Source organism: Thaumasiovibrio subtropicus, assembly GCF_019703835.1.
GTDB lineage: Bacteria > Pseudomonadota > Gammaproteobacteria > Enterobacterales > Vibrionaceae > Thaumasiovibrio > Thaumasiovibrio subtropicus.
The window spans coordinates 1,611,653-1,636,327 of the sequence record NZ_AP023055.1; the positions used below are offsets into that span (position 1 = coordinate 1,611,653).

17 protein-coding genes are annotated in these 24,675 nt (G+C 46.1%); 8 read left to right on the plus strand and 9 right to left on the minus strand.

Going from position 1 to position 24,675, the window contains the following annotated elements; translation table 11 throughout:
• Positions 1–158: 158 nt before the first annotated feature.
• On the minus strand, positions 159–2,891 hold the full coding sequence (locus TSUB_RS23510) for a bifunctional diguanylate cyclase/phosphodiesterase (protein ID WP_087024882.1): 2,733 nt from the start codon (positions 2,889–2,891) through the stop codon (positions 159–161).
• A 783-nt stretch (positions 2,892–3,674) separates the two neighbouring features.
• Positions 3,675–3,926: a hypothetical protein gene (locus TSUB_RS23515; protein ID WP_087024880.1), complete on the minus strand. Its 252-nt coding sequence runs from the start codon at positions 3,924–3,926 to the stop codon at positions 3,675–3,677.
• A gap of 278 nt (positions 3,927–4,204) precedes the next feature.
• Here TSUB_RS23515 and TSUB_RS23520 point away from each other — a divergent pair, with 278 nt between their 5' ends.
• Positions 4,205–4,633, plus strand: coding sequence for a hypothetical protein (locus tag TSUB_RS23520; protein WP_087024878.1), 429 nt, complete (start codon positions 4,205–4,207; stop codon positions 4,631–4,633).
• Positions 4,633–5,094, plus strand: a complete 462-nt coding sequence (locus TSUB_RS23525) for a hypothetical protein (protein WP_087024876.1) — start codon at positions 4,633–4,635, stop codon at positions 5,092–5,094. The genes TSUB_RS23520 and TSUB_RS23525 overlap by 1 nt, the downstream gene beginning before the upstream one ends.
• Positions 5,095–5,866: 772 nt before the next feature.
• On the opposite strand, the gene TSUB_RS23530 is transcribed toward TSUB_RS23525, so the two are convergent.
• Both TSUB_RS23530 and TSUB_RS23535 read right to left on the minus strand, forming a co-directional pair.
• Entirely contained in the window at positions 5,867–6,172 is a 306-nt protein-coding gene (locus TSUB_RS23530; RefSeq protein ID WP_087024552.1) for a hypothetical protein, read from the minus strand.
• Positions 6,173–6,779: 607 nt separating this feature from the next.
• Complete coding sequence (locus TSUB_RS23535; protein ID WP_087024554.1) at positions 6,780–7,691, minus strand: DMT family transporter; 912 nt, start codon at positions 7,689–7,691, stop codon at positions 6,780–6,782.
• 115 nt (positions 7,692–7,806) lie between these two features.
• Here TSUB_RS23535 and TSUB_RS23540 point away from each other — a divergent pair, with 115 nt between their 5' ends.
• Positions 7,807–8,694 carry a LysR family transcriptional regulator gene (locus TSUB_RS23540; RefSeq protein ID WP_087024556.1) on the plus strand — a complete coding sequence of 296 codons (888 nt, stop codon included), beginning with the start codon at positions 7,807–7,809 and terminating at the stop codon, positions 8,692–8,694.
• A gap of 293 nt (positions 8,695–8,987) precedes the next feature.
• Here the strand turns inward: TSUB_RS23540 and TSUB_RS23545 are convergent, their stop codons facing one another.
• The 3 genes from TSUB_RS23545 to TSUB_RS23555 all read right to left on the minus strand — a co-directional run bounded on the left by TSUB_RS23545 (position 8,988) and on the right by TSUB_RS23555 (position 12,069).
• Positions 8,988–10,550: a tripartite tricarboxylate transporter permease gene (locus tag TSUB_RS23545; RefSeq protein ID WP_087024558.1), complete on the minus strand. Its 1,563-nt coding sequence runs from the start codon at positions 10,548–10,550 to the stop codon at positions 8,988–8,990.
• Between the two features lie 2 nt (positions 10,551–10,552).
• The gene (locus tag TSUB_RS23550; protein ID WP_087024559.1) at positions 10,553–11,026 is read right to left on the minus strand and encodes a tripartite tricarboxylate transporter TctB family protein; all 474 of its coding nucleotides are present in this window, start codon (positions 11,024–11,026) and stop codon (positions 10,553–10,555) included.
• A gap of 62 nt (positions 11,027–11,088) precedes the next feature.
• Complete coding sequence (locus TSUB_RS23555; RefSeq protein ID WP_087024562.1) at positions 11,089–12,069, minus strand: tripartite tricarboxylate transporter substrate binding protein; 981 nt, start codon at positions 12,067–12,069, stop codon at positions 11,089–11,091.
• Between the two features lie 221 nt (positions 12,070–12,290).
• Here TSUB_RS23555 and TSUB_RS23560 point away from each other — a divergent pair, with 221 nt between their 5' ends.
• From TSUB_RS23560 to TSUB_RS23570, 3 genes are all read left to right on the plus strand, one after another.
• Positions 12,291–13,880: an ATP-binding protein gene (locus tag TSUB_RS23560; RefSeq protein ID WP_087024571.1), complete on the plus strand. Its 1,590-nt coding sequence runs from the start codon at positions 12,291–12,293 to the stop codon at positions 13,878–13,880.
• A 70-nt stretch (positions 13,881–13,950) separates the two neighbouring features.
• Positions 13,951–14,634: a response regulator gene (locus TSUB_RS23565; protein ID WP_087024564.1), complete on the plus strand. Its 684-nt coding sequence runs from the start codon at positions 13,951–13,953 to the stop codon at positions 14,632–14,634.
• Positions 14,635–15,379: 745 nt separating this feature from the next.
• A complete protein-coding gene (locus tag TSUB_RS23570) occupies positions 15,380–17,341 on the plus strand; it encodes a methyl-accepting chemotaxis protein (RefSeq protein WP_087024567.1) in 1,962 nt (653 codons plus the stop codon).
• Positions 17,342–18,113: 772 nt separating this feature from the next.
• Here the strand turns inward: TSUB_RS23570 and TSUB_RS23575 are convergent.
• Positions 18,114–20,465: a glycosyl hydrolase family 18 protein gene (locus TSUB_RS23575; RefSeq protein WP_087024569.1), complete on the minus strand. Its 2,352-nt coding sequence runs from the start codon at positions 20,463–20,465 to the stop codon at positions 18,114–18,116.
• Positions 20,466–21,489: 1,024 nt separating this feature from the next.
• Between TSUB_RS23575 and TSUB_RS23580 the strand changes: the two genes are divergently transcribed.
• Together TSUB_RS23580 and TSUB_RS23585 are read left to right on the plus strand one after the other, a co-directional pair.
• The gene (locus tag TSUB_RS23580; RefSeq protein ID WP_087020689.1) at positions 21,490–21,678 is read left to right on the plus strand and encodes a hypothetical protein; all 189 of its coding nucleotides are present in this window, start codon (positions 21,490–21,492) and stop codon (positions 21,676–21,678) included.
• A gap of 182 nt (positions 21,679–21,860) precedes the next feature.
• Positions 21,861–23,912 carry a prolyl oligopeptidase family serine peptidase gene (locus TSUB_RS23585; RefSeq protein ID WP_087020691.1) on the plus strand — a complete coding sequence of 684 codons (2,052 nt, stop codon included), beginning with the start codon at positions 21,861–21,863 and terminating at the stop codon, positions 23,910–23,912.
• 94 nt (positions 23,913–24,006) lie between these two features.
• On the opposite strand, the gene TSUB_RS23590 is transcribed toward TSUB_RS23585, so the two are convergent.
• Complete coding sequence (locus tag TSUB_RS23590; RefSeq protein WP_087020694.1) at positions 24,007–24,675, minus strand: HAD family hydrolase; 669 nt, start codon at positions 24,673–24,675, stop codon at positions 24,007–24,009.

Below are 24,675 nucleotides of genomic sequence, written 5' to 3' on the forward strand. Positions count from 1 at the left end.
TAAAGCCACCACATACTGATTCTTATATACCCAACCCAAGCGACAATTTAGCAAGAAAAAACGGAACAGCTTCGGTGTTTGAAAAAAATCGGATGTTGCTGAGCAAGCATATTGAAGTGGCTTGAGTATATCACTTCGCTCTCAGAGAACTGGCAGGATCAGTAGATAAGTTGTTGCTGTGCTTGGACGTGCGCAACAACCTCTTTTCCACTCATGGGCTTTGCAAAGTAGTAACCTTGAATGAGGTTACAACCTCCCTCACGTAGATAACTTAGCTGCGCTTCTGTTTCGACCCCCTCCGCGACCACCGTCATATCCAGACCCGCAGCTAGACTCAGCATAAAATCAATGACTTGCTCATCTCTCGCTCTGCCCACACCTTGGACAAAAGTGCGGTCTATTTTCAGATAATTAAGCTGCAAGTGTGACAAATAAGAGAGCGACGAGTAACCCGTTCCGAAGTCATCAAGCGCGATTTTCACGCCCAACTGCCGAAGCGCATTAATTTGTGAAATGGCTTCTTCACTATCCGTAAACAAGGTGTACTCCGTCATTTCCACAGTGAGATATTGAGGTGAAACACTCTCTCTTTTACAAAGCTGGTCAATATGATGCGCCAACATAGGATCACTGAACTGCTTGGCTGACAAGTTCACTGCGACATGGGATAAATGAATACCTTGTCGTTGCCACTCAGCAAACTGCACTATCGCCGTCTCCAACACCCACCAACCAAGTTCAATGATTAATGAACTCTCCTCAGCCAACGGAATAAACTTGGCGGGAGACACTCGCCCTAGTTCTGGATGAGACCAGCGCAGCAATGCCTCTACACTGACAGGCCGACGATCAAACGCCGAATAGATGGGTTGATAGTGCAACTCCAGCTGCTCATTGTGAAGCGCACCGCGAAGCGCTGCCTCTAACTGCCGCCGCTCTAGAATCTTCGATTTCATATCCGGTTCATAAACAAGCAAACCGCTACTGCGTTCGGCTATCGCTTCAGCTAGAGCAATCTCCGCGTACTCCACTAGCTGACTCGCGGTCTTGGCAATACCAGGAAAACCGCATACGCCCGCAGTGACTCCCAATGACTTAATTTCGTTCATGCAATAATAAGGCGCTTGGAGTGCTTGTCGAATGCGTAAAAAACGTGTCATCGCAATCTCCTGCACTTCTTCAGCGAACAGAATAAAGAACGCATTGTCAGCAAATCGCGCTATCACCGTCTTTTCATCAGCAAAGTCTTCAAGCCGCAGTCCCGCTTCACAGATCAACCGGTCGCCGAGCTCTAAACCACCCACTTGATGACGTTCGTAAGCACCATGAAGATAAAAGTGCCCCACATGGAGCGGCTCTTCTTGCTCACATCGCGATTCAAGTTCCATTAGCATCGCATGTCGGTTAGGCAACTTAGTGAGCTCATCAATACGCATCTCCTGCTTAATACGGCCTTCATTCATCACAGAGGCGGTAATATCTTCAACATAGCTAATGACACGGCAGGTAGTTGCATGCCAAGAAACACAGCGCCACTTATAAAAACGACTCCCACTGGGTGAATCCACTTTTGTCACACGCTGAAAGCACAGGCGTTGTGAATCCTGCTCTTTGCAATGTTTAAAGTAGTTCTCGATCGGATATAAAACGGGAGCAAATAGCCGCAGCATCTCTTCAGGCCAAAGAGACACGGATTTATCTACCATCTGCTCAATGCCTTTGAGGTTGAGTTGCGCAAACATCCCCAATGCCGTAGCATTTATACGCGCAATTTTTGTTTCTGCGCGCCATTCGATCACACCATAAGGTGAGTGTTCAAATAGCACCTGATTGCAAGCTTGTGTTTTTCCCAAACGTGCGGCTTGCTGTGACAGCAGCCTTTCAGCCTCATCAAAATGTGCCTTAACTTGTGCGACTTCACGATTCATGACATTGATCATGGGTAACATTGGCATACTTTTTTCACGCGCAAGTCTACGGAACGGAAAAAGTAAGCTATGACTAAATACCCCCCACAACGCGACGAGAAATAACCCCACTGCAGCTAAGTTAATCATCATCTGCTCTAATGCCTGTGTCTTAGCGGCTTCAAAAACACTTTGTGTCGGAAGGCCAACGAGCAATTGAGGAGAGCGAGTAAACTCATCGGGATAGAGAGGCTGATGCACAAACAAGCGCTTGGTACCCTCTTCATCCGCCAAGACAAACGCCCCGCTCTCGAGTAGTGCAGCATTAATATCGATATTATTCAGCACTTCGCCTTCTGATAAGGTACTACTCCCTTCAATCGCGATCACTTGCCCATGTTCATCGGCAACCACCAATAATGACCCCCTTGGGATTTCCATCGACTGAAGTTTAGATTGCCACCAAGACAAAGAGATAGTGGCATAGACCACCGCGGTCATCTCCCCCACCACTCTAACGGGATAAGCCATTGAAAAGGCGGAAATATGGCGGTCTTGATCATAATGATAAGGGGCTAAAGTAAACCCACCTTTTAGTAACGCTTGATGAAAGAAACGCGTAGCCGATACATCAAGCTGCCCAGATTGGGAGAGATAGAGGCTGTCGCACAGCACTTGCCCATCTCGGTCCGCAACACCAAGGATAAGGTAGTTTGAATGGATAGCATGAATATCAGAGAGGAACTGACTGCAATTCAATGACGAGGGTGCTTGAACAATGGCGGTCTCACTGAGTCCGGTCAGTAACGCATGCGTTTCGTAGATGTACTGCTGTTGCTGGGATACTAAACGTGTTGCCAAGTCCACCGCCTCAGCCTTGAGTAACTCTAAGCGGGCTTGATACTGAGCACGAAGATTTAAGCCCGTTGCCAACAACAATGGCAGCAAGGCGAGAAAAACAAAAAGAATAAACCGTTTTAGCATAACGAGTCCCACACTCTTGGGGCGATAAAGCCTCTGAATGGCGACACTACTCAAGCAACATACGACGTACTTTACGCAACTACGGTCACATAACCGTTAAAGCATAGCCGAATAAATCGGCGCTACGCAATTGAATTGTATACAATTCATTCGTTTATAATCAGCTTTGTGATGTAAGAATGATCTCCTGATCTCAGCCGATTTTGTTCTAGTAACTTATGCACCAAAACTGTGGATAAAAACACTTTATCTTTAAAATTCATGCATATATACCAGTCAACCGATCATTTCAGAATAATTGCAACTTTCTGACAAATGTAAATTTTGCAGTAAAATATTCCGAAGTAGGCATCTAGAGGCATAACAAATAGCACTGTAATGTGCCTATAAAACAGTCACTTACGACATCACCAGATCACCCCAGAGATCAAGGTGTGATCTACGTGCTGCTACCACCTCGGTTAACCCGCATAAAATACGGCATATGGAACATGAATACGCATCGATAGCTTGTGATTGAATGAATGTAGATTTTGGGTTACGAACTTAAAGCCTAACGCTTTACTGTAGCGCGCCGGGAGAAATGAAAAAATATTACGGGTAAAATGAAAAATTCCATTCGCAGTTTTTTCATTCTACCCGTACCCATTAACTCATTTTCCACGAATTTTTCAGTTCTCCCGACCTCATAAGTTCAACAGCGACAATAACTTAAAGCCGCATCAACACTGGTCTCACCCACCTATTTCAGCCTGATCCCATCTATTCCCATATTTGTCATTATTAACGGAACACTACATATAGGTCCCTTCCCGCACACAGGAGATATTCTTCTGGTTGCGAGCAATCTCCTAAGCAGATAACACGCTTATCTGCGAGATGAGGCTCACCAACGCCTTGGCGCTGCAGCTCAAAATGGAGAAGTTCAGAAAGAGATTGGAGGGTAGACGGCCAACGATGAAGCACATCGTCATTGGCGACTTGCTCGACGTTTTCAAGCAAGTCCAACAGCTCTGCGGTCGTCTCTTCAAACATGTCTTTTTGAATCGCTTACTGCAACATTTCACGCCCTCCCTTAGATGATAACAGTGTGCGAGAGGGCTGAAGAATCCGTCAAGGTTTGGCTGGGGACGGAAAAGCTAAGAGCACTGATTAACCAACTCGAATAGCATGACATCACTCTATTCGCCAGTGAGAATGTATGTAACTCAACACGCGGTTCTAAGTACCTTACCGAATAAACGTAAGCCTGAAATACTCTATTTTAGTAGCAGCCATAAACTATGAACTTTCATCTTTGACGGAGAAACTGTATGTCACGCTCAACAGAGCAAGAAGTGAAACTCACCCTTTTAAAAGTCATTGAGCTTTCATATAAATCGGACAAAGGCCTGACTACATCCATATTCAAGTCTTCTGGCGCATTCAAGATTGCAGTTAATCAAAATGGTCAAGCAACAATTGCTGCCTCAGCTGGCAACGTCACAGTCAGCCTTAGTGACACCGTAAATTTAGGTGTTAAGTTCAAAGCATTGTCGGTATCCGGCAACATCAATAGTAACGGAGACTTATCCTATAAGGGACAAGTAACTGCTGGCGTGTTTTCTGCCTCAGTGAGTGGCAAATTTAATATCGTTGAGTTTCTTGACACATGCCAAACGCGCCTCTGCTATTACTCGAGCAGAAGTCGAAATCTTGACAGAGCAATGGAACACCATTTGAAACAAGCAGGAGCCTGGTAATGAAGATCCTAGTCCTCACTCTCATCTTATTTCCGATGTTAAGCTTCGCAAATCCTCATAGCGATAGCAAAGTCTCTTTGCTCAAAGAATATGCAAGATATATCACGACATTGAATGTTAACAATGTTACTGACATGGGCCCGAGTTTTCTGTCTGAAGACGCTCTCAAAGAAACTGACTTTTCAAACGACTTCGAAATTAGCGGCCTTTTGTTTCACCGAGAAATTCAGAAAACGGTAAGTGTTTTTGAGAGGATAGAGTACGAGAAAGGTTACGGCTGCCTAACGGTGAATGGTTTTGTAGATCAAAACAAACCGATTTCGATGTTTTTTCAGTATACACAATTAGATAGCCCAAAGATCAATGAAATCAGGCTTGAGTATCTTGAAGAGTCGGTAGCGCACCCACACTATGCAAAATGCCCTCATGAAGCAGAACAAGACTTTTTTGAGTCAAAATAGAAGAGCGGGATATCAAATCAAGTCCCCATTGTTAGTAAACGATGTCGACACATAACATGGTTTCAGTGGGGCACGACATGCCCTACTACTTTGTCACTTAGGTCATCTCCTTAGAAAGCCGCAGCCTGAATCTTCTGCCACACTTTGGCATCCGTGATTGCCATAAACTTGCGCCCGTCTTTTAAGTAGACTGAAAACGCGACTTCTTTTCTATTGCCACCAACCGACATTCTCAACACCTGTAATGCGTTTCACAAACCGAATCAGGGTGGTTTCACTGCCATCACGCACTGTTCAAGTCTGCCCCGATCTACTCCCAAAATTTTTTCATTCCTAGCGATACACTACGCATCAACCCGCATAAAATACGGCATATGGAACATGAATACGCATCGATGGCTTGTGATTGAATGAATGGAGACTTTGGGTTACGAACTTAAAGCCTAACGCTTTGCATTAATTTACGGCATTGTGGTCTATCGTAGGAATACGAATGACAATAACTTTCAGACAGTTACATAAAAGAGAAATGAAATGTAAAGTTAATTCGTATTTAGTAATAAGATTTTTGACATCATTAAAAACAACTAATGACAAAACTGTTACCTATTGACTAACCAATTAATAATCATGGCGTTAAGTTCAGTGTATCGGTTTTACTACGAAGCAAGTAGAAAAAGAAATTAATAACTATATGATAGGTAATACGAAATAACGTTTTAAATCGCCTCCCCTACGACGGCCCTGTGTAGGGGAAACAACAGCAGTTCACTTAAAGTGATGCTAGGTAGGCGAAAAATGCGATAACAAGTAAGCCAAATAAATAGAAGTAACTGCGAAAGCCTGAGACATCAGACATGCCATCGTCAGCACATAAATCGCATGTAAACTTTTGATAATATTCAACAAACTCAACCTGATCACCTTGAGGTAAAACCTCAACAAGTTCAGCGAGTTCCTCACGCTGGACTTGAAGCAAGGAATCAGTATCACAGTCTAGAGCAGCAAACTCCTCTCGTTCAATACAGTGCTTTTCCGCAACAGCTTTTATCGAAGAGAGGTCTATGGAATTTTTCATAATTATCGACCTTTTTTCCTGGGTATTAGCAATCTGTACTTTGCAGACTGCCATAATGTTGCTTGCAACAAGTAGTTTATAAAAAAAACACCAACTTCCAAACTTAACTGCAACAGAATGAGATTGACTTCAAACTTGTGCCAAAACTGTCATATTTGTTCCAATTTCCATTCCACTATCTTATGAAAGATAAACAAACATTCTCAACGCCGTTTTTTGCTGCTCCGCAACACACCTGATAGATGAATAACCTAAACAAATCTGAGTTTGTTATAACAATTAAGACCTTACCCGTCACTGAATAAATAACAATCAGACCAAAAAGTGCATAAACATGCCCAATGAGTACCAATGTTCTGGAAGTTAAAAATCTTAATTACGAAGAAAACGTGACCCATGCCACACTAATAACCTCAGAGGTACTAATTTACTACAGAGCAATAAGTGAAGTTATGAAACTTTGTGACAAATCATGTCAGTGAATGTGATCGCAATAACGAATGTAGTGAATGAAAATTCATAAGAGGTCGGAGCAGATGGCTAAAAGATTGAGAGCAGCAGCATTTGCGGTTGTCGTCATTCACCAAGGAAAAATGAATAACGCACCTTATCGAGCAAGTTCGTTAATTTTACTTTTTAACCAAGGCTCCATACTCCTCATCAAGCAAGCGACGACAACAACACTCAAGCCAAGTGCCTTTTGCTTTTCCATTGGCTCATCAAACAACACTTGCTGCCAAAAGAACGCAAAGATGAGGTTGGTAAAAATCAGCGGTGATAGCAAACTGCTTGATGTCGCGAGCTGATATGCCTTTGAGCGATTGAATTGCGTCATGCTTATGGTGAAGCCCATTAAAAAAAGCAAACCCGTCACCTGCCAGTCGAGCAATACGATAACCGCATCGACATTAGCGATGTTGACGAAAGGTAATGCACAAAGCAGTGCAATAAAAAGCGACCATGCATTCAAGCTTAGTGGCCCCAAACGATTGTTGACCATCCCATGCATGACAAGCTGTGATGCTGAATTGAATAACCCTGCACCTAAGCCAATCAGTGTTGCTATGCTAAATGCAAACCCTTGCCCGCTACCCCCTGCTTGAATCATAACGCCAATAAACGCACATAAAATCGCGCTAATTGTCATGACAGAGAGTTTTGCCCTAAACAGCAACATATCAAATATCGCCATAAAGAGGGGCCCCGTGCTGAACAGCACCACCGCCTCAAAGAACGACAGATGGGTGATCGCGTAAAGAAAGCAGACCTGACTGAGCATCAAACTCACGCCCCGCAGAAGAATGAAGGGCCACTGTCGTGAAGTAGGAAAACGGGCTCGACGAGCAAAAAAGAGTGGCACCAATATCAACGAAGGAAACAGAAAACGCGCCGCATTCAGTACATCACTGCTCAATACCTCACCCAGCAGTTTAATCACCACACTGGTCACCGATAAGCTGAAGGTTGAAAGCAACATATAACCCACTGCGGCCATACTGATATCTTTTGATGAGTGCATATAAGAGTCCTGCTGTTAGTACAGCGATTTCGCTTGAAGACGCCATGATCATAGGAAAGTTGCAGACCAACAAAAAGCGAGTAATATTGACATTATTTGTAAGAATAACTAACAGATGAGAAAGCACCCACCTCTTAAATCTCTCTATGCATTCGTCGCTGTTGCGGAAACGGGTTCCATGACAGCTGCTGCACAAGCACTGAGCGTTAGCCATTCGGCAATCAGCCAAGCGATAAAGAGCTTGGAAACCCAGCTGAGTTGTAACCTCTTTGTTCGTGAAGGCCGTAGTGTAAGGTTAAGTAACGAAGGGAAGCGGTATTACAAGCAAGTGGGACCTGCATTGGAAACCATTGTCCATGCAACAGAGGAACTCATGGCAGGCGATGCTAGTCACCAATTGACCCTGAATATGGTCAACTCGTTGGTTTTACACTGGTGGTTACCACGCGTAGACAACTTTCAAACCGCGTTACCAAAAATAGATGTCCGTATCTCTAATCTCACTGGCCACATAAACCTTGCCGCGCAGCATATCGATGTCGCCCTAATCCATGGACAACCCGAAGACTGGAAGAATGAAACCATCGAGTTTTTGGCCGATGACACCTTAGTCCTTGTTCATCGACCCGACGTTGCAGGTCAATCGGTTCAGCAACTGCTAGACACGTTACCGCCTATCTATATTACCAACCCAAGACGTCAGAACGATTGGCGCACTTGGTGTAAACACCACCATGTCCCCTTACCCAAGCAACACAACACATTAACGTTTGATGCCACAATACAAGGATTACAAGCCGTCACACTCGGGCTGGGTATTCTCGTCACACACTATCATTTCATTCAAAATGATGTAGAAGCAGGCTTACTGGCTTTCAGTGGCGATCCTGTAAGTAATGAAGATTTTGGCTACTACCTCGCCGTTAATCCTCACAGAGCTGACAACGAAAATGTCCTCGCAACACGGCATTGGTTAAAGCAAGCGTTTATTCCTGCTTTTTGATTGAGTCGACTAGCCCTTCAGCGCGATGCCTTACCGTCAAACTGAGAAATGCTCGCTGAACACGCATCTTGAGGTGACTTGAGTATCAACTAGATAGAGGGTCTACCTGCCCCTTTACAGGGCGGGAATGTGGTGATGTAACACAATGGGAGAGACTCACTGGGAAAAGTGCAACCCAATACCCAGTGAGTAAGTATTCAAGCGCTGCTGTGTAGAGGTGAGTCTTTCAGGCAGACGGCAGCAGCAACTTGAACAGGCGGGATAGAATACTGTTTCTCTATGCACTAACGCGATTAGTCGCGTCCAGCGAACCAGTCGGCTTTCTTCGCGCCAGGCATTTCAGTCGGCGGCGTCTGCGCTAACTTGCGAGCACGAAGACCTTGCACGATCGGTAAGCAAAGCGCTAACACCGCACAAATCATTATTCCTAACGTCAATGGGCGTTCGTAAAGGAAGCTGAAACTACCGTCTGAGATGGTCAAGGAGCGACTGAGGTTTTTCTCCATAATGTCCCCCAAGATAAAGCCCAGCAGCATGGGCGCCATCGGAAAATTCAGTAACTTTAGAAATGTCGCAATAATCGTGATCAACACCATCAACTGGATATCAAACGCGTTGAAGCTCACCAAATACACACCAGTGATCGAGAAGAACAAGATCAACGGGATCAGGATCGGGCGTGGTATCGCCAACAATCTCGAGATATAGGGGATCAAAGGCAAGTTCAAGATCAACAAGACGATGTTGCCAAAGTACATAGAGATAATCACCGACCAAAAGACATCCGGATTATCAACAAACAAACGTGGCCCCGGTTGAATCCCATAAGCAATCAATGCGCCCAGCATGATGGCGGTCGTCCCTGACCCCGGGATGCCAAGTGTTAATAGAGGGACAAATGACCCGGTTGATGCCGCATTATTCGCGGATTCCGGCGCAGCCAAACCTCTCAGAGAGCCCTTACCAAATTTTTCTTTCTCCTCTTTTGAGGCAAAGTTCCGCTCCATACCGTAACTTAGGAAAGAGGCTATCGTTGCACCTGCACCGGGTAAAACGCCAACAAGAAAGCCAAATACGGAAGAGCGCCCAATCGTCGGGGCCACCGTTTTTACTTCTTCTTTATTGAGTTTCATACTGCCCAGCGCCCCCATATCCATTTGGGGATCTTTAAGCTTGTGCTCTCCTCGCATCACGGTCATCACCACTTCGGTCAGCGCAAACGTCGCCATCGCCAAGAGCAAAAAGCTAATGCCATCAATTAAATTGACGTTATCGAAGGTGAAACGGGGAATGCCTGACATAACATCATTGCCTACCGTCGAGATCATCAAGCCAAACACTGTCATCATTAAGGCTTTGATCACCTGCCCTTTTCCTGAGAATGCTGCCACGGCCGTCAATCCTAAAGCCATCAACGCGAAGTAATCCGCAGACTGAAAGCTCAGTGATACTTTCGCCAGAGCCGGGGCGGCAAACAGCAAGATCAACGCACCGATAGTCCCGCCTGTGAAGGAGGAGTAAGCCGCTAGCGCCAGTGCTTTACCTGCTTGATTTTTCTGCGCCATTGGATATCCATCAAACGCAGTGACCACTGTGCTCGCGCACCCCGGCGCATTGATCAAAATCGATGACGTAGAGCCACCAAAGATCGCTCCATAATAGACCCCAGCCATCAAGATAATCCCTGAGGCAGGATCCAAGCCATAAGTGATCGGCACCATCAAAGCAATAGCAGAAATCGGCCCTAAGCCCGGTAACATGCCGATGAAAGTACCGGCAAAACAGCCCACAACAACCATTAAAATGTTAAAGGGCATAATGGCTGTTGAAAGCCCAGAAGTTAATCCATCAAACATAATTAGCCTCCCAGCATTACCGAAAAGATCCGCCCAGGAGCCAGATAGATATCAAGTAGCTGAGTCAAAACAAACCAAAAAACAACCGCAAACGGGACAGAGGCTAGCAGTAGCACCTTGACCCGTTTCTCACCGAGTATCCAATAACCACCAATCAAAAACAGCGCCGTCGAGAGCATAAATCCAATCCACTCGAGTGCCGCGGAGAACAGCAGCATTAACACCAATAATTTGATCATCAGAGTGAAGCTGAGACCGTGGAATGAGAGTTTATCTTCTGCCTTACGGCTAGCCGTCACAATTTGAATCACCGCAAGCCCCGCACCCATAATGGCAAGTGCGTTGGGTAGCGATCGAGCGTGAAATACCTCGAACTCATCACCCGGAAACAGCGTGATTTGACCAGCATAATAGCCATATAACAAAGAGAAACAGAGGAACAGCAAGCCCCCAATGTGGTCTTTAGTAATGATCATGTCGTCTTCCTATTCGAACAAACAAAAGACGCCGACCAGCCTGCACTGGTCGACGTGGTTGCTTAATTCAAGAACCCAAGCTCTTTCATTAAGCTGCCAACCTGCTTCTCCTGCTCTTCTAAGAATTTCACGAACTCTGGACCCGGCTTGTAGATTTCTGCCCAGCCGTAACGATCCCGTACCGTGGTCCAAGCATCGGTTTCATACATCTTTTCAAGTACTTCAAGATAATCTTGAACCTTCTCATCACTGACACCTGGTGGCGCAAAGAAACCACGCCAGTTAGTAAAGGACGCGTCATAGCCGAGTTCTTTCAACGTCGGCACATCTTGTGCAGCACTAGAACGCTCATCCCCTGTCATCGCCAAAATTCTGACTTCTCCGGCATCAGCGAGCGCTAAGGCTTCACTCAACCCAGTTGATAGCACTTGCGTTTCTCCTGAAAGCAAACCCGCCATTGCCTTTCCGCCTGCGTCATAGGCAAGGTATTTCACTTGACGGGGATTGCCTCCCGCCGCTTTAAAAGCGAGTGCCGCGACCAAGTGATCCATACCTCCTCGAGAAGATCCCCCCGCAACGGTGACCGAGCGCGGATTGTCGAGGTAAGCATCCACTAATTGTTTAAAGTCTTTGTATGGCGAGTTTGCGGGTACAACAAAAGCGGCATAGTCACCAATGGTGGCAGCAACGGGGGTTAAGTCGCGGAAAGATTGTGGAAAGACTTTAGACAATGAGCGAATGACAATCGGGGTAGAGTTCACCATCAAGGTATCCTCTGACTGCTCCGCCGTCTTAATGAGATACGCAATCGCTTTACCGCCACCGCCGCCTGACATATTTTCATAAGAAACTGTCTCGACCAGATTGGATTTAGACAGCGCTTCACCCGTGCCACGCGCCGTGCTATCCCAACCACCGCCAGCACCACCAGGCACTAAAAAGTGGATTTCATCGACACTCGCCTGAGCACTAAATGCCACACTACTTGCGATGCACGCAGCGACCAGAGTTACACGTTGCTTGGATAAAAATTGGCTGAACATATCTTGTCCTCGTTTTTGTTTGTTCTAAGAAGATATGCGCTAATCTGTGCCCCGCAAAGCTTGTAAAAATAATGTTAATAAGAAACTTATTCGTCATTTTGTTCATAATGTTCACAGTATGTTACCGCCAAAACATGTAACATTACCGCAACGAATAGCAAGCAATGATGAGTCGAATGCAGAAGCTGATCTCCCTCCGCCACCTGCGTTTAAAGCCCAGGATGGTACTGATACTCGGCCTAATCACTTTGTTACAAACAGGTGTATTAGGACAATTTGCGATTGGGTATCTCGATAAAGCGCTAGACAACCAGATCGGTCAACAAGCGGTCCGTGTTGCCCAAACGATCGCTGCAAATCCAGCCGTGATCTCGGCAATTCAAACCCGCGACATGCACTATCTCATTCCTGTCAGCCAAGCTGTGACACACGCTACTGAGGCAGCTTTTGTGGTCATTGGTGATCATCAAGGCCTCCGCCTCGCGCATCCTAATCCCGAGAAACTCGGCCGCTCCATGTCGGATGACGATGAAGATCAAAACGATCTGGTGTTAGTGCAAGGAGAAAGCTACATCACGAAGGCGCATGGCAGCATAGGTCCATCCATGCGTGGCAAAGCGCCAGTGTTTGATCAACACGGCGAGATCATCGGCATTATTTCGGTTGGCTTTATGCTTGATACTGTGGAAGCCACTGTAAGTAAGCACCGACTATCAATGATAACGGCCATTGCACTCTCTTTTCTCTTCAGTGTGATCACCGCAATGTGGTTTGCCAATCATTTCAAAAAAGCCATTTTCGACCTAGAGCCCGAGGAAATTGCGCGGCTCTTTCAAGAGAGAAACATCACGCTAGAGACCGTCAGAGAAGGGATCGTCTCAATCAACCAACGCGGTATCATCACCACTTTCAACAAAGCCGCGATGCAAACGTTGCAGCTTGATCAGTCGGTCAATTATCAAGGCCTGCATATACTCGATGTATTACCTGATAGCGGCATGCTTGATGTCCTACAATCCGGCGAAGCTCAATTGGATCAAGAAGTCTGGCTTCAAGATCACAACTTGATCGTCAATCGAATCCCACTCACGCAAGGTGACACTGTCACTGGAGTAGTCTCTAGCTTCAGGCTAAAAAACGAAGTGGATCTCGTCAGTCGTAAACTTACACGTATTCGCCAGTACGCCGAAGGACTTCGCAGCCAATCGCATGAGTACAATAACAAACTCCATACCATCGCTGGCTTAATACAAATCGGTGCGCATGATAAAGCACTGGCCTTGATAGGCAATGAGACTCAGCACCATCAGAGTTTTATTCATCAGCTCATGAGTGTGACGAATGACAGTGTGTTAGCTGGCTGTTTGATGGGCAAATACAATCGCGCTCGTGAACTAGGGCTCACATTAGAAATAGAAGAAGAAAGCCAAATGCGAGAGATTCCAGCCGCCCTACCCCATGATCAACTCGTGAGTATCTTAGGTAATCTGCTCGATAACGCACTAGAAGCAACCTTAAGCCACACAGGCATGGGAGGCACCGTGAAACTTAGCATGACGGATCTCGGCAAAGAGTTGATTTTCGAGATAGAAGATCAAGGCCGCGGGCTCAATAGCCATGAACAAGCTAAGATATTTGAGCAGGGTTACACCACGAAAAAGACCGAAGGCCATGGTATCGGCTTACACTTAGTTAAAAATTTAACCGCACACCTGCATGGCCTTATCACCATTGATTCACCGGTATCGAACCAAGAAGGGTGTCGCTTTACGCTCTATCTGCCCAAAAGCGCGCCCTGCGAAAGTGATTAGCCAATCGTTCTGAACGCAAAGTCATGACACTTAAACGCATAGAGATGAATGAGACGAATAAAGAGGCCTTATGATCAAACTTGTTATCGCAGAAGATGACCCACAGATTGCAGAAATTCAACGCCGCTTTGTCGAAAGAATAGAAGGCTTCGAGGTCGTCGGCATTGCTCATGGCATTGAAGAAGCACGAGACCTCATTGAAGTCTTAAAGCCTCAACTCATCTTACTTGATAATCACTTTCCCACAGGGACAGGCCTGAACCTACTCAAAGAATGGCGGGCAAACGACATCAGTACTGATGTCATATTGATCACCGCGGCAACCGAAGTCGACACCCTTAAAACTGCAATGCGTCAGGGGATCTTTGATTACATCCTCAAACCTGTTGTGTTTGAGCGGTTGCAGTCTTCTCTCCAAAATTACGCGCTGCACTACGCAAAACTACAACAACTCGGATCTTTGCTACAAAGCGACGTCGACGGCTTGTTAAAACCAACGGACTTAGATGCTCAGCTTCCCAAAGAACAACGCCTACCCAAGGGGGTTGATGGCCTGACGCTGGACAAGGTGCGCGACGTGTTTTCTCAGCAAAGCGACGCGCTCAATGCAGAAGAGGTTGGGCAAATGATTGGCGCAAGCCGAACCACAGCAAGACGATATCTCGAATACTTAGTATCAACCGACGAGCTCACCGCCGCTGTTTCATATGGCAGTGTTGGAAGGCCAGAAAGACGCTACGCCAAAGTGACCTAAACTGCCCAGCATCGCTGACAGTAAATTTCCGTCTCCATTGATTAAAAAGAATTTACCCGGTTCATCCAACTCTGCAATCACAGCATCAGCGACCAAGCAGCAGCATACTCATGAGGCATTAATGGTACCCTAATGTCCATCCAACCCAAGATATCACCTGCCATGTACTCGCATGCATGAGTATAAATACACGTAGAATAGGCTTTACCATGGCGTAATCACCAAGATGGTGTCATTCCCACGAGATAAATCACCATGGAAATTCACTTTAAGCATACTTAAAAATGGACTTCTTTCTCATCTCAAAGCCAACAAATTCAAGATAAGTGTTATTAATTGAGAAAGGATATCATTTAAAAAATAACACTTTCTGAGTAGTTAAAATAACATGCCTATTATTTCGGCATTAATTAGACCGCGTTATAAAATAACCTAAAGACGAATGAACTCGCTTTGACAATAACAAAAATTTAATAATAATCCTGTCAGAACCAACTAGCCCCAGAGAAGATCACGACCCATAATCAACCCAAACTGATTGTTCGGTCAGAATAAACCCTTGTTTACATTTAACTTTAGACAACTTACAAGACACACCAGTATTGATATCTGTATAACTATCACCATTGGTTCATTTTTTCATCAAAGAGGTTACATTAATGTAAACCAAAGCCTCGCTATTTCGATATGCTGTGCTATTTTCTAAATAAGCTGTAACTTTCTTAAGTTTGTTGGACAGTAAAAAATGAATCTAGACAATTTCTCTATCGCAAAAAAACTCGCAATTACTCCAGTCATTTTGATCATCATCATCTTGGCTATTGTATTCACCAGCAGCAAGCTGATGAACTCCATGTCAGAAGACCTTCGCTCCATCTCATTTGATCTCGCTCCCGATACGGAACTGGCGGCAAATGTGACAGATGCGATGTATCAGCTTCGCTTAACGGTAAAGAACTATATTCAGACGGGTGATGACAAGTTCGCAACGCGCTTTGAAGAGCACGCTGATAATCTCCAAACACTTATGACACAGTCGTATCAAGAAATCCAAAATCCTCAACGTGTTCAAATGCTTGATACCATTAAGAAACACGAGATGGAGTACTTCACCATCTTTAGAGACACTGTGGTCACAAATCAGCGCTTAAGAAACGGGCATGTTCGCGATTACCTCAACACCGAAGGCCCGCAGATAGAAAAGCTGCTAACCCGTGTTATGGACTCAGCCAGTAAAGACGGTGACATTGAAGCAGCCTATCATGCTGGTAAGTCATTGCGTTCGCTCCTTTTAGGCCGTCTCTATGTCTCCAAGTTCTTAGTTGAAAATCAGCCATCTCAAGTCGATCGCTTCAACAAAGAACTGACCGACTCGTTGAGTAAGATCGACCTGTTACTCGATCAGCTCCAAAACCCACAACGACGTGCGTGGACTAATGAAGCGAAAACCCTCATTAGTGACTACATCAGCAAGTCTAACGAAACCAGTACGTTTATTTTCGAACGCAATAAAGGCATAAAAGAACTCGACACCATCGGTCCGCAAATCGCGGCAGAAATCGCCGGCCTTCGTGCATCTATCGCAAGTTCGATGGAACAAGCAGCAACCACCGCAGAATCCAACAAGGACAGTGCTATCAATGCGCTTGTGTTGGGCTCTCTTATTGCTATCGCCTTTGGTATCTTGCTCTCTGTCATCGCGACGCGTGTTATTGTACGCAAAGTGAACGATACCAATTCCGTGCTAAGTGATATTGCACAGGGTGAAGGCGATCTGACTAAACGTATTCCCGTCTCTGGTACAGATGAGCTTGCGCAGCTTGCACAAAACTACAATGCCTTTGCCGAGAAAATGCAAAACTCCATTATCCAACTTGCCGACGCCGCAGGTAGCCTCTTGAGTTCGGCCTCTGATCTGTCTGATAAAGCGAACTCAACACAAAGCGATATCACTGAACAACAAGGCCAAGCGCAGTTAGTTGCATCAGCGATGACGGAAATGGCCGCGAGTGCGCAGGAAGTGAGTTCGAGTGCGACCCAAGCCGCTGACCTTGCACAAAATACGTCTAAAGAGGCGGAGCAAGGTAGCCGTACGGTACTAAATGCGACGCAGTCGATGGGTAACTTATCTAGCCAGATTAGCGATGCCAGTGACACCGTAGAAGCGGTACGCGCAGACAGTGAGCAAATTGGTTCGGTGCTCGATGTTATTCGCAGTATTGCCGAACAAACCAACTTGCTTGCCCTCAATGCTGCTATCGAGGCAGCCCGTGCTGGTGACCAAGGCCGTGGATTCGCGGTGGTTGCGGACGAAGTTCGCTCACTCGCCTCACGTACGCAAGATTCAACCGAGGAAATACAGACCATCATTGCAAGTTTGCAAGATCGCTCTGAATCGGCGAGTCAAGCGATGCAGCGCAGTCGCGAGAGTGCTGACGAGACGATGAAGCAAGTAGAATCCGCAGAGCACGCACTAACCTCTATCGCCGAGTTTGTGGGCCAAATCAACGCGTCCATCACTCAAATTTCTGCTGCGGCTAACCAGCAGGCGATTGCTTCCGATGAAGTCAGCCAGAACGTCAACGGTATGTCTGATATCTCAGTGAAGACACTGCAGCAATCAGAAGAGACGACGGAGCAAGCCCAGTCACTCAGCCGCTTAGGTGGTGAGGTGAATGATATTCTAGGTCAGTTCCGTATTCGTTAAACAGCTTCGGGATATCCAACCTCAACAGCACCTCCGGGTGCTGTTTTCTTTTCTAGTGGCAACCACTGGTGGCGTACATGTCATCTCTAGCTTCATGTCAACGGCTCTCTTTATTATATCCCCCTTCGCTGACGACTTTCTTAGCAACTATTTGCTTGGCTATTTGACAAACACTAGCCATCAAGATCATGGCCAATCCCCAAGAGAGCGCTTTCGGATGCGGGCTAACGCTTCGAAACACAAAGAAAAGGTATCAAGGAGTGACTCACACTGCTAACCCAGAATCAAAACGCTATAGACGCGCCATTCTGACATGTTATCTGAGCTCATCAGGCTTATAACTCGCTTTTGATCTAGCCCGTTACCTTTTAACCGCAACTTGCTAACAAGCCTAGACCTTCTCACTGAACAAGCATCTTGAGGCTACTTGAGTATCTATACTCAAGCCACCTCAAGCTGCAGGATTCAGAAGCAGACTAGCGCGTCGAGTTCAAGGCAAAGGTGTGAAGGAATGGCTTTCCCCTTTCGAACACCTTTAACGCAGAAATTGGGGCGCTAGTTGCTTCCCGAAGGGCGAGTTTTCTAGGCTCGCCACCTTTGTTACTGCTTTTTGATTTAGTCCACTAGACCTTCAAAGCAGTGCCTCGATGGCAAACCTAGAAACTCTCGCTGAACATACACCTTGAGGTGGCTTGAGTATATTTTCTTTCGCCATAAAAAAGGCCCCGCTTGTGCAGGGCCAATCTAAGGTTAAGGCTTAGCTATGTGGTAATTAGATCAGTTCCCAAGGACCATTCGGGTTTCCAGGAGTATCACCTTGTGTCCACCACTTCGCTTTGTAGGTGTTACCGTCATGAACAACTTGGTCGCCACCAGTGTAAACTTTCGATGCGCTCCAACCTGTTGGACCACCAGTACCAGTTTCTACTTCAGCCCATACGCCCGCAACACCCGGTTCTTCACCTTGTGTCCACCATTTCGCCTTGTACTCGATGCCGTTATAAACCACGGTGTCACCTGAGTTATAGACTTTTGATGCATCCCAAGCATTACCCACTACTTCAGCTTTCACATTAACAGTGACAACCGCATCCGCAGTAAACTCGCCATCAGAGACAGTCACAGTGATTGAAACCGCAGTATCCACGTCAACAACTGGCGCGTTGAAAGTAATGTCAGCACCTGTCGCTGTTGCGGCAACTGTACCTTGTGTCGCGGTGTAAGTTAGCGCATCACCTTCAGCATCTGTACCAGTGACAGAAATAACCACACTTTGGCCACTTTGAACATCAACACTTGCAGGCGCAGTCAATGTTGGCGGCGTATTAACAATAATACCGCTACCTTTCACATTCACAGTCACATCGGCAGAGACAGACTTACGACCATCAGAAACCGTAACAGTCACAGTTTCAACCGTATCGTTACCCACGTTTGGCGCCGTGTAAGTAACAAGTGCAGTACCATCGCCATTATCAGTCACTTGAGCATTGGCAGCCGTGAACGAGAGTGCATCGCCATCCGCATCAGTGGCAGAAACAGCAAACGAAATGGTTTGACCTGCATCCGCAGCTTGAGCCGCAGGTACAGTTAACACAGGTGCTGCATTTGGAATCACGTTAGTACTGAATACGCGGTCGATCTCTTCCGCAAGCGGAGAGCTCAGCTTAGTACACTGCTTCAACTTAGTACCGTAGCTCACAAATGTGCCTTCACATTTGATATCGCCGTGTACTTGCCAAACAATCACACCACCGAGATCGTTATCAACGATGTATTGCGCTTTCTTACCAATTGACTCAACGTCATCATAGCTCAAGAAGAACTTACCATTCGTTAGGTAAGGCACTTCGGCATTGACATCCCATCCTTTCGTCCAAGCACCTTGCTTTTGAAGGATATAGTTGTAGTTTGGTTGGCCTTCGAAGTTTGCCCAGTTAGTCAAATCAACCGCTGACTCTGTAGGCCCATCAACTGAGAAGTTAACAACACGTTTTTCGGTCGGTGCACCAACATAAGCCTGTGCTTCCGTCGTTTGAACACCACGGCCGTAGAACGCCGCACCGAAGTTGATTTTACCGGCAGGAATACCTTTCGCAGCCATCCATACACGCAAGTCATCAAGCGTTAGATCTGGGTACTCTTCTTCTGGGTACGGGTAAAGAGGTGCGTTGTGACCAGCAACATTTGACCAACCACCGTTAAGGTCGTAAGTCATCATGTTGAAGTAATCCATAGACGCAACCAGACGTGGCCAGTTGTAGCCTTCTAGTTTCGCAGTTGATGCAGAGAATGCCGCAGTCAGTAGACGGTCTGGACCGATCTTCGCACGGATATCTTCCATCAACTGTTCAAAGTTCGCGTAATCTTCTGGATTACCACCGAAGTTCATACCGCCAGTACCTGGGTACTCCCAGTCAATATCGATACCATCGAAGCCAAGCGCGAGAAGCTTGTCGATATCATCAAGGAAACGTTGTTTCTTGACTGGGTCAGCCGCCATTTCAGGGAAGTGCTTAGACATCGACCAACCACCGATTGATGCCATCACTTTCACGCCATTCTGATGTGCAAGATCGATAAGACCCGGTGCACCGCCCGCTTTTGGTAGCGGAATAGGCATTTGACCTGTCACGCCACTTGGCGCGTGTTTCCAGCCATTACCGTCTTGGACGAAACCAGCCGCATCCACTTTTGCACGCATTTCCGCTTCCCAAGGTTCAGTACCAGGGAATTGGTGTACATACTCGAGCTCACCCCAAAGAATGTGGAAATCCCAGCTTGAATAAACATCTGGATGAAGTAGCGGACCAGGCTCTTGCACTGCGTTTGGTTGATAAATTGACTTGTTACGTAAGTCACCTGAGTGAAGTGAACCATCTTTCGCTACACCGAAGAACGAGAAATTCAGGATAGAGTAAACATCCATATCTACGTTCAAGTGTGTCGCTTCACCTTTGACAGTGAAACCATCAGCTGCACCTTTCCACGCTTCCCACTGCGTGATGTAACCGATCACTTGCTTGTCATGCGTTGGCGCTGCCTGCGCAGTCGCTGCCAATCCTGCAGCCATAGTCACTGCAACCGCAGCAGCAACTGCTTTCCTTTTCATTCCGAATTTCATCATCTTCTCCAGATAGTCAATATGAGATATTCAACCCGCTTAAGTTTCCATGCGAGTACGCAAAGAGTCTGGAATAAGTTTTTTTGCGATGCGTAGTGATAAATGCAATATTATGAAGTTGAGCCACTAAAAACATGCAACAAGTGATGAAATTGTAGGCAAAAATGGCTACACATCATGAAAATCATCACGCTAAACATAAAGCATTAAGTAGTTAAATCTATCAAATAGCCGTTTTTTTACACTAAAAAATAAATAGCACAATTGTCAGATAGGAAATTAATGCTAACAAAATAATCCGCACAGGCATCAACAACTGCGATAAGCACAACTAATAGCAGAATAATTCATAACAACGTCATAAGTTATAAAGTTGCGAACAACTGTAGAATGGAGTTGCAATTTCAAGGATAAGTTTCATTAAAAATGTGATTTAGAGTTAATTGAAACGCGCTGTCTTCATCAAGACTCATTAAAAAAATGACAACACCACATTGGGTTTGAGGTACGAATAAATACCACAAAGTCAACGTGACATCGTATAAGGTGACTAGGAGAAACTACGAGGTATTGCACTGACATATGAGAGGTGAGGCGCAAATTATTCAATCACTCAACAACTAATTTGGCGAGTTAACAATTTACTGACTTTGAAACTGAACAAGAATCATGTTCAAACCACGCAACCGCCGAACTTCCCTCTTACTGTTGAATATCATGCTAAGTCAGTCCAATGTTCATCTTTGCTTTGAGCAAGTAGACGCGTCGCAGTCACAGAAATAACCAGTGGTCCTATTCACGAGGGGGCAGGAAGGGAATGAGAAAATGTGATGGGAAACAACGTAAAACAACTAAGGTCGAATTATTGATAGTACCCTTTTTATCACCGCTGTCCCCCCCTTTTCGTGCTTATTTTCAGGAAATATCGTCTCAATCACAGTTCAAAAAAGAAAGGCTTACCAGCCCAAAAAACCTCTGATAAATATTGCCTTGTGTTTACAAAGAGTTGTTTTCGGAGGATCTTATGTCTATCAACTCTATTGACCGTGAAGAAATGAAAAACGTGGCATCCCACTGGAGCCATGAGGAAACAGACAAGCGATCAGAAAGCAAAAAACGTGCAGATGCGCGCCGCCGTATTGAGGCACTGCGCGATATCAAGGACAGCGGCTTAACTTATGAAGAGGCTGTCGACCTCGGCTTAATCCATTAATCTTCGTCAATATTTTAAATCGCAGACCTAGCTCTCTTCTACCCTCGTCAAGAAACAGATTGGGTTTGCGATTTAGCTCTTCAAAGCTCATCTCCCTCACCTTCTGCGCAACCCTTATACAGAAAAGTCCATTTCTGCCATGATAGCCTGACTATCTCTCATTACTCTCTGCAGGATACACAATGGCTTTCACCTATCCGCAAACGCGCCGTGATGACACGGTCGATACCTATTTTGATACCCCTGTTGCTGACCCGTACCGCTGGTTAGAAGACGATCGCAGCGAAGAAACTGCAGCATGGGTAAAGACACAAAACGCCGTCACGTTCGACTACCTCTCAAACATCCGCTACCGAGATGATATTCGTGCGCGCCTTGATAAGTCGCAAAATTATGAGCGAATCTCACAACCTTTTGTTCAAGGCGGCTATACCTACTTTTACAAGAATGATGGATTGCAAAACCAACCTGTGCTTTATCGTTATAAAGATGACAGCGATGCAGCCCACGTCTTTCTTGACCCGAATACCTTTAATGAAGAAGGGACAACCTCTTTAGACGCAGTGCGCTTTTCCAAAGATAATCGCTTCTGTGCTTACTCGATATCGGAAGCGGGTAGCGACTGGCGTACCATCTTTGTCATTGATACCGAAACGGGTGAGCAAGTCGAAGCACCCATCGAAAATGCCAAGTTCACCGACATCTCTTGGCTTGGTAACCAAGGTTTCTACTATTGTGGTTACGATCTGCCTGATGGCAGTGAGTTGTCAGCAAAAACAGAGCAACATAAGCTCTATTTTCACACCATCGGTCGCCCTCAAAGCAGTGATGAGCTCGTTTTTGGCGCTAAAGAAGATCAAATCCACCGTTACGTCAGTGGCTACACCACAGAAGATGATCGCTTCCTCGTCATTACTGCCGCTGTCGCAACAGCATGTAATCGTCTTTACATTCAAGATCTTACTCAAGACAACGCCGCACTTATCACCGTCGTTGATCATCTCGAAAGCGACAACTACGTTATCGACAATGATGGCGATACGCTCATCATCTACACCAACTATCAAGCGCCCAATAGCAAGGTCGTACGCGTTAATGCCGCTGACCCAAGTATTGCAAACTGGGAAGACTTAATCCCGGAGCAAAACGAAGCCTTGAACATCTCGACAGGTGGCGGGTACTTGTTTGCCAACTACATGCGTGATGTCTTCTCCGACGTCGTTCAATACGATAAAGCAGGCAACAAAGTCCGAGAGATTGCCTTCCCATCAAAAGGCAGTGTCAGTGGACTTTCAGGCAAGTCGGGTGAAGTCACCTTGTACTACACCTTCCAGAACTATATTACGCCGCCTTCGATTTTCTCATTCAATGTAGAGAGTGGAGAGTCTCATCTCTACCGCCGCTCACCTGCTCCGTTTGATAGCGACGTCTATGAATCAAAGCAGGTTTTCTACACATCAAGAGACGGCACTCAAGTGCCAATGATCATCAGCCACAAAAAAGGGCTAACGCTGGATAACAGCACACCAACCATTCTTTATGGTTATGGCGGCTTTAACGTCAGTCTAACGCCTGTATTCAGCCCTAACATTGCCGCTTGGCTTGAGCTCGGTGGCGTCTATGCGATTCCTGCCCTGCGTGGTGGCGGTGAGTATGGTAAGGCATGGCATATTGCGGGCACCCAGCAGCAGAAACAGAATGTGTTCGATGACTTCATCGCTGCGGGCGAATACTTGATTGAAGCCGGATATACAAGTAAAGAGAAACTCGCTATTCGCGGCGGGTCTAATGGCGGTCTCCTCGTCGGTGCTTGCCTGACACAGCGTCCAGACTTATTCAAAGTGGCACTGCCAGCGGTCGGGGTGCTAGATATGCTGCGTTATCACACCTTTACGGCGGGCGAAGGCTGGGCATATGACTATGGTACGTCAGCGCAATCGCCGGAGATGTTCCAATATCTCTTGGGTTACTCACCGGTTCACAATGTAAAGCCCGGTGTTGAGTACCCAGCCACCATGGTCACAACGGCCGACCACGATGACCGTGTTGTTCCGGCACATAGCTACAAGTTTATCGCTGAACTGCAACGCCACCAGCAAGGTGAAAACCCGACCTTTATCCGCATTGATGTGAATGCGGGCCACGGTGCGGGTATGCCAGTCAGCATGTTATTAGATCAAATTGCTGATCTTTATGCCTTTACACTCCACAACATGGGTGTCAAGTCGCTTTAAAATCTACTGCCTAGAGATGATTGCCCACTGCTTGCAGTGGGCTTTTTTTACATCTGTCCTTAGTGCTTTGTTTAATACGCATACGAATAGAACATTAACCCCACTTAAGTACTTGCCAATCATGACGATCCTGCTGATCTCGATACGCGATTAAACGTGGACAAGGGTTAATGAGGCGTACGACATCGGCATGTAAGCAAAGAGGTAAATCATTAATCGAATCCGTATAGAAATGCACCTCTTCATAGTCGTCTGACTGAGCACTTCGCCACGCTTCAAGCCGCGTGACTTTCCCCTCTCGATAACTGGCAATACCCTCAATGATGGGTTGATAACATTCCGCCTTTTCGACCAGTTCAACACCAATGGCATGCTCAATACCGAGACGTTTAGCGACGCGTTCCACAATAAATGTGACAGTGGCAGAGATAATGATCATGGGCAGGCGATCTGCCTTTAACTGGGCAATCAAAGTTAACGCCTGCGGAAAAACGGCAGGTATGATCCGCGTTTCCACACACTCATCCACAAGTGCAGTTATCGCCGCTTTCGAGAGATGCATTAAGGGGGGAATAGCGAACTCGAGGTAGGCCGTCATCGACATCTCACCGCGCGCATACTGCGCCATCATTGCTTGATCGGTCTCTAAGAAGCCGGGTGTCGTTACGACACCTTTGTCGACAAGGAAACAATTCCACTCTTTGGCACAATCGAGATTAACGAGCGTTTCGTCCATATCAAATACATACAAAGGTTTCTTCAT

What these genes read in the sequence shown, in the direction of transcription:
- TSUB_RS23570 (WP_087024567.1), top strand. Translation starts at nt 15,380, where the DNA reads ATGAATCTAGACAATTTCTCTATCGCAAAAAAACTCGCAATTACTCCA.
- TSUB_RS23575 (WP_087024569.1), bottom strand. Translation starts at nt 20,465, where the DNA reads ATGAAATTCGGAATGAAAAGGAAAGCAGTTGCTGCTGCGGTTGCAGTG.
- TSUB_RS23560 (WP_087024571.1), top strand. Translation starts at nt 12,291, where the DNA reads ATGGTACTGATACTCGGCCTAATCACTTTGTTACAAACAGGTGTATTA.
- TSUB_RS23535 (WP_087024554.1), bottom strand. Translation starts at nt 7,691, where the DNA reads ATGCACTCATCAAAAGATATCAGTATGGCCGCAGTGGGTTATATGTTG.
- TSUB_RS23530 (WP_087024552.1), bottom strand. Translation starts at nt 6,172, where the DNA reads ATGAAAAATTCCATAGACCTCTCTTCGATAAAAGCTGTTGCGGAAAAG.
- TSUB_RS23580 (WP_087020689.1), top strand. Translation starts at nt 21,490, where the DNA reads ATGTCTATCAACTCTATTGACCGTGAAGAAATGAAAAACGTGGCATCC.
- TSUB_RS23585 (WP_087020691.1), top strand. Translation starts at nt 21,861, where the DNA reads ATGGCTTTCACCTATCCGCAAACGCGCCGTGATGACACGGTCGATACC.
- TSUB_RS23590 (WP_087020694.1), bottom strand. Translation starts at nt 24,675, where the DNA reads ATGAAGAAACCTTTGTATGTATTTGATATGGACGAAACGCTCGTTAAT.
- TSUB_RS23510 (WP_087024882.1), bottom strand. Translation starts at nt 2,891, where the DNA reads ATGCTAAAACGGTTTATTCTTTTTGTTTTTCTCGCCTTGCTGCCATTG.
- TSUB_RS23515 (WP_087024880.1), bottom strand. Translation starts at nt 3,926, where the DNA reads ATGTTTGAAGAGACGACCGCAGAGCTGTTGGACTTGCTTGAAAACGTC.
- TSUB_RS23525 (WP_087024876.1), top strand. Translation starts at nt 4,633, where the DNA reads ATGAAGATCCTAGTCCTCACTCTCATCTTATTTCCGATGTTAAGCTTC.
- TSUB_RS23550 (WP_087024559.1), bottom strand. Translation starts at nt 11,026, where the DNA reads ATGATCATTACTAAAGACCACATTGGGGGCTTGCTGTTCCTCTGTTTC.
- TSUB_RS23520 (WP_087024878.1), top strand. Translation starts at nt 4,205, where the DNA reads ATGTCACGCTCAACAGAGCAAGAAGTGAAACTCACCCTTTTAAAAGTC.
- TSUB_RS23565 (WP_087024564.1), top strand. Translation starts at nt 13,951, where the DNA reads ATGATCAAACTTGTTATCGCAGAAGATGACCCACAGATTGCAGAAATT.
- TSUB_RS23540 (WP_087024556.1), top strand. Translation starts at nt 7,807, where the DNA reads ATGAGAAAGCACCCACCTCTTAAATCTCTCTATGCATTCGTCGCTGTT.
- TSUB_RS23555 (WP_087024562.1), bottom strand. Translation starts at nt 12,069, where the DNA reads ATGTTCAGCCAATTTTTATCCAAGCAACGTGTAACTCTGGTCGCTGCG.
- TSUB_RS23545 (WP_087024558.1), bottom strand. Translation starts at nt 10,550, where the DNA reads ATGTTTGATGGATTAACTTCTGGGCTTTCAACAGCCATTATGCCCTTT.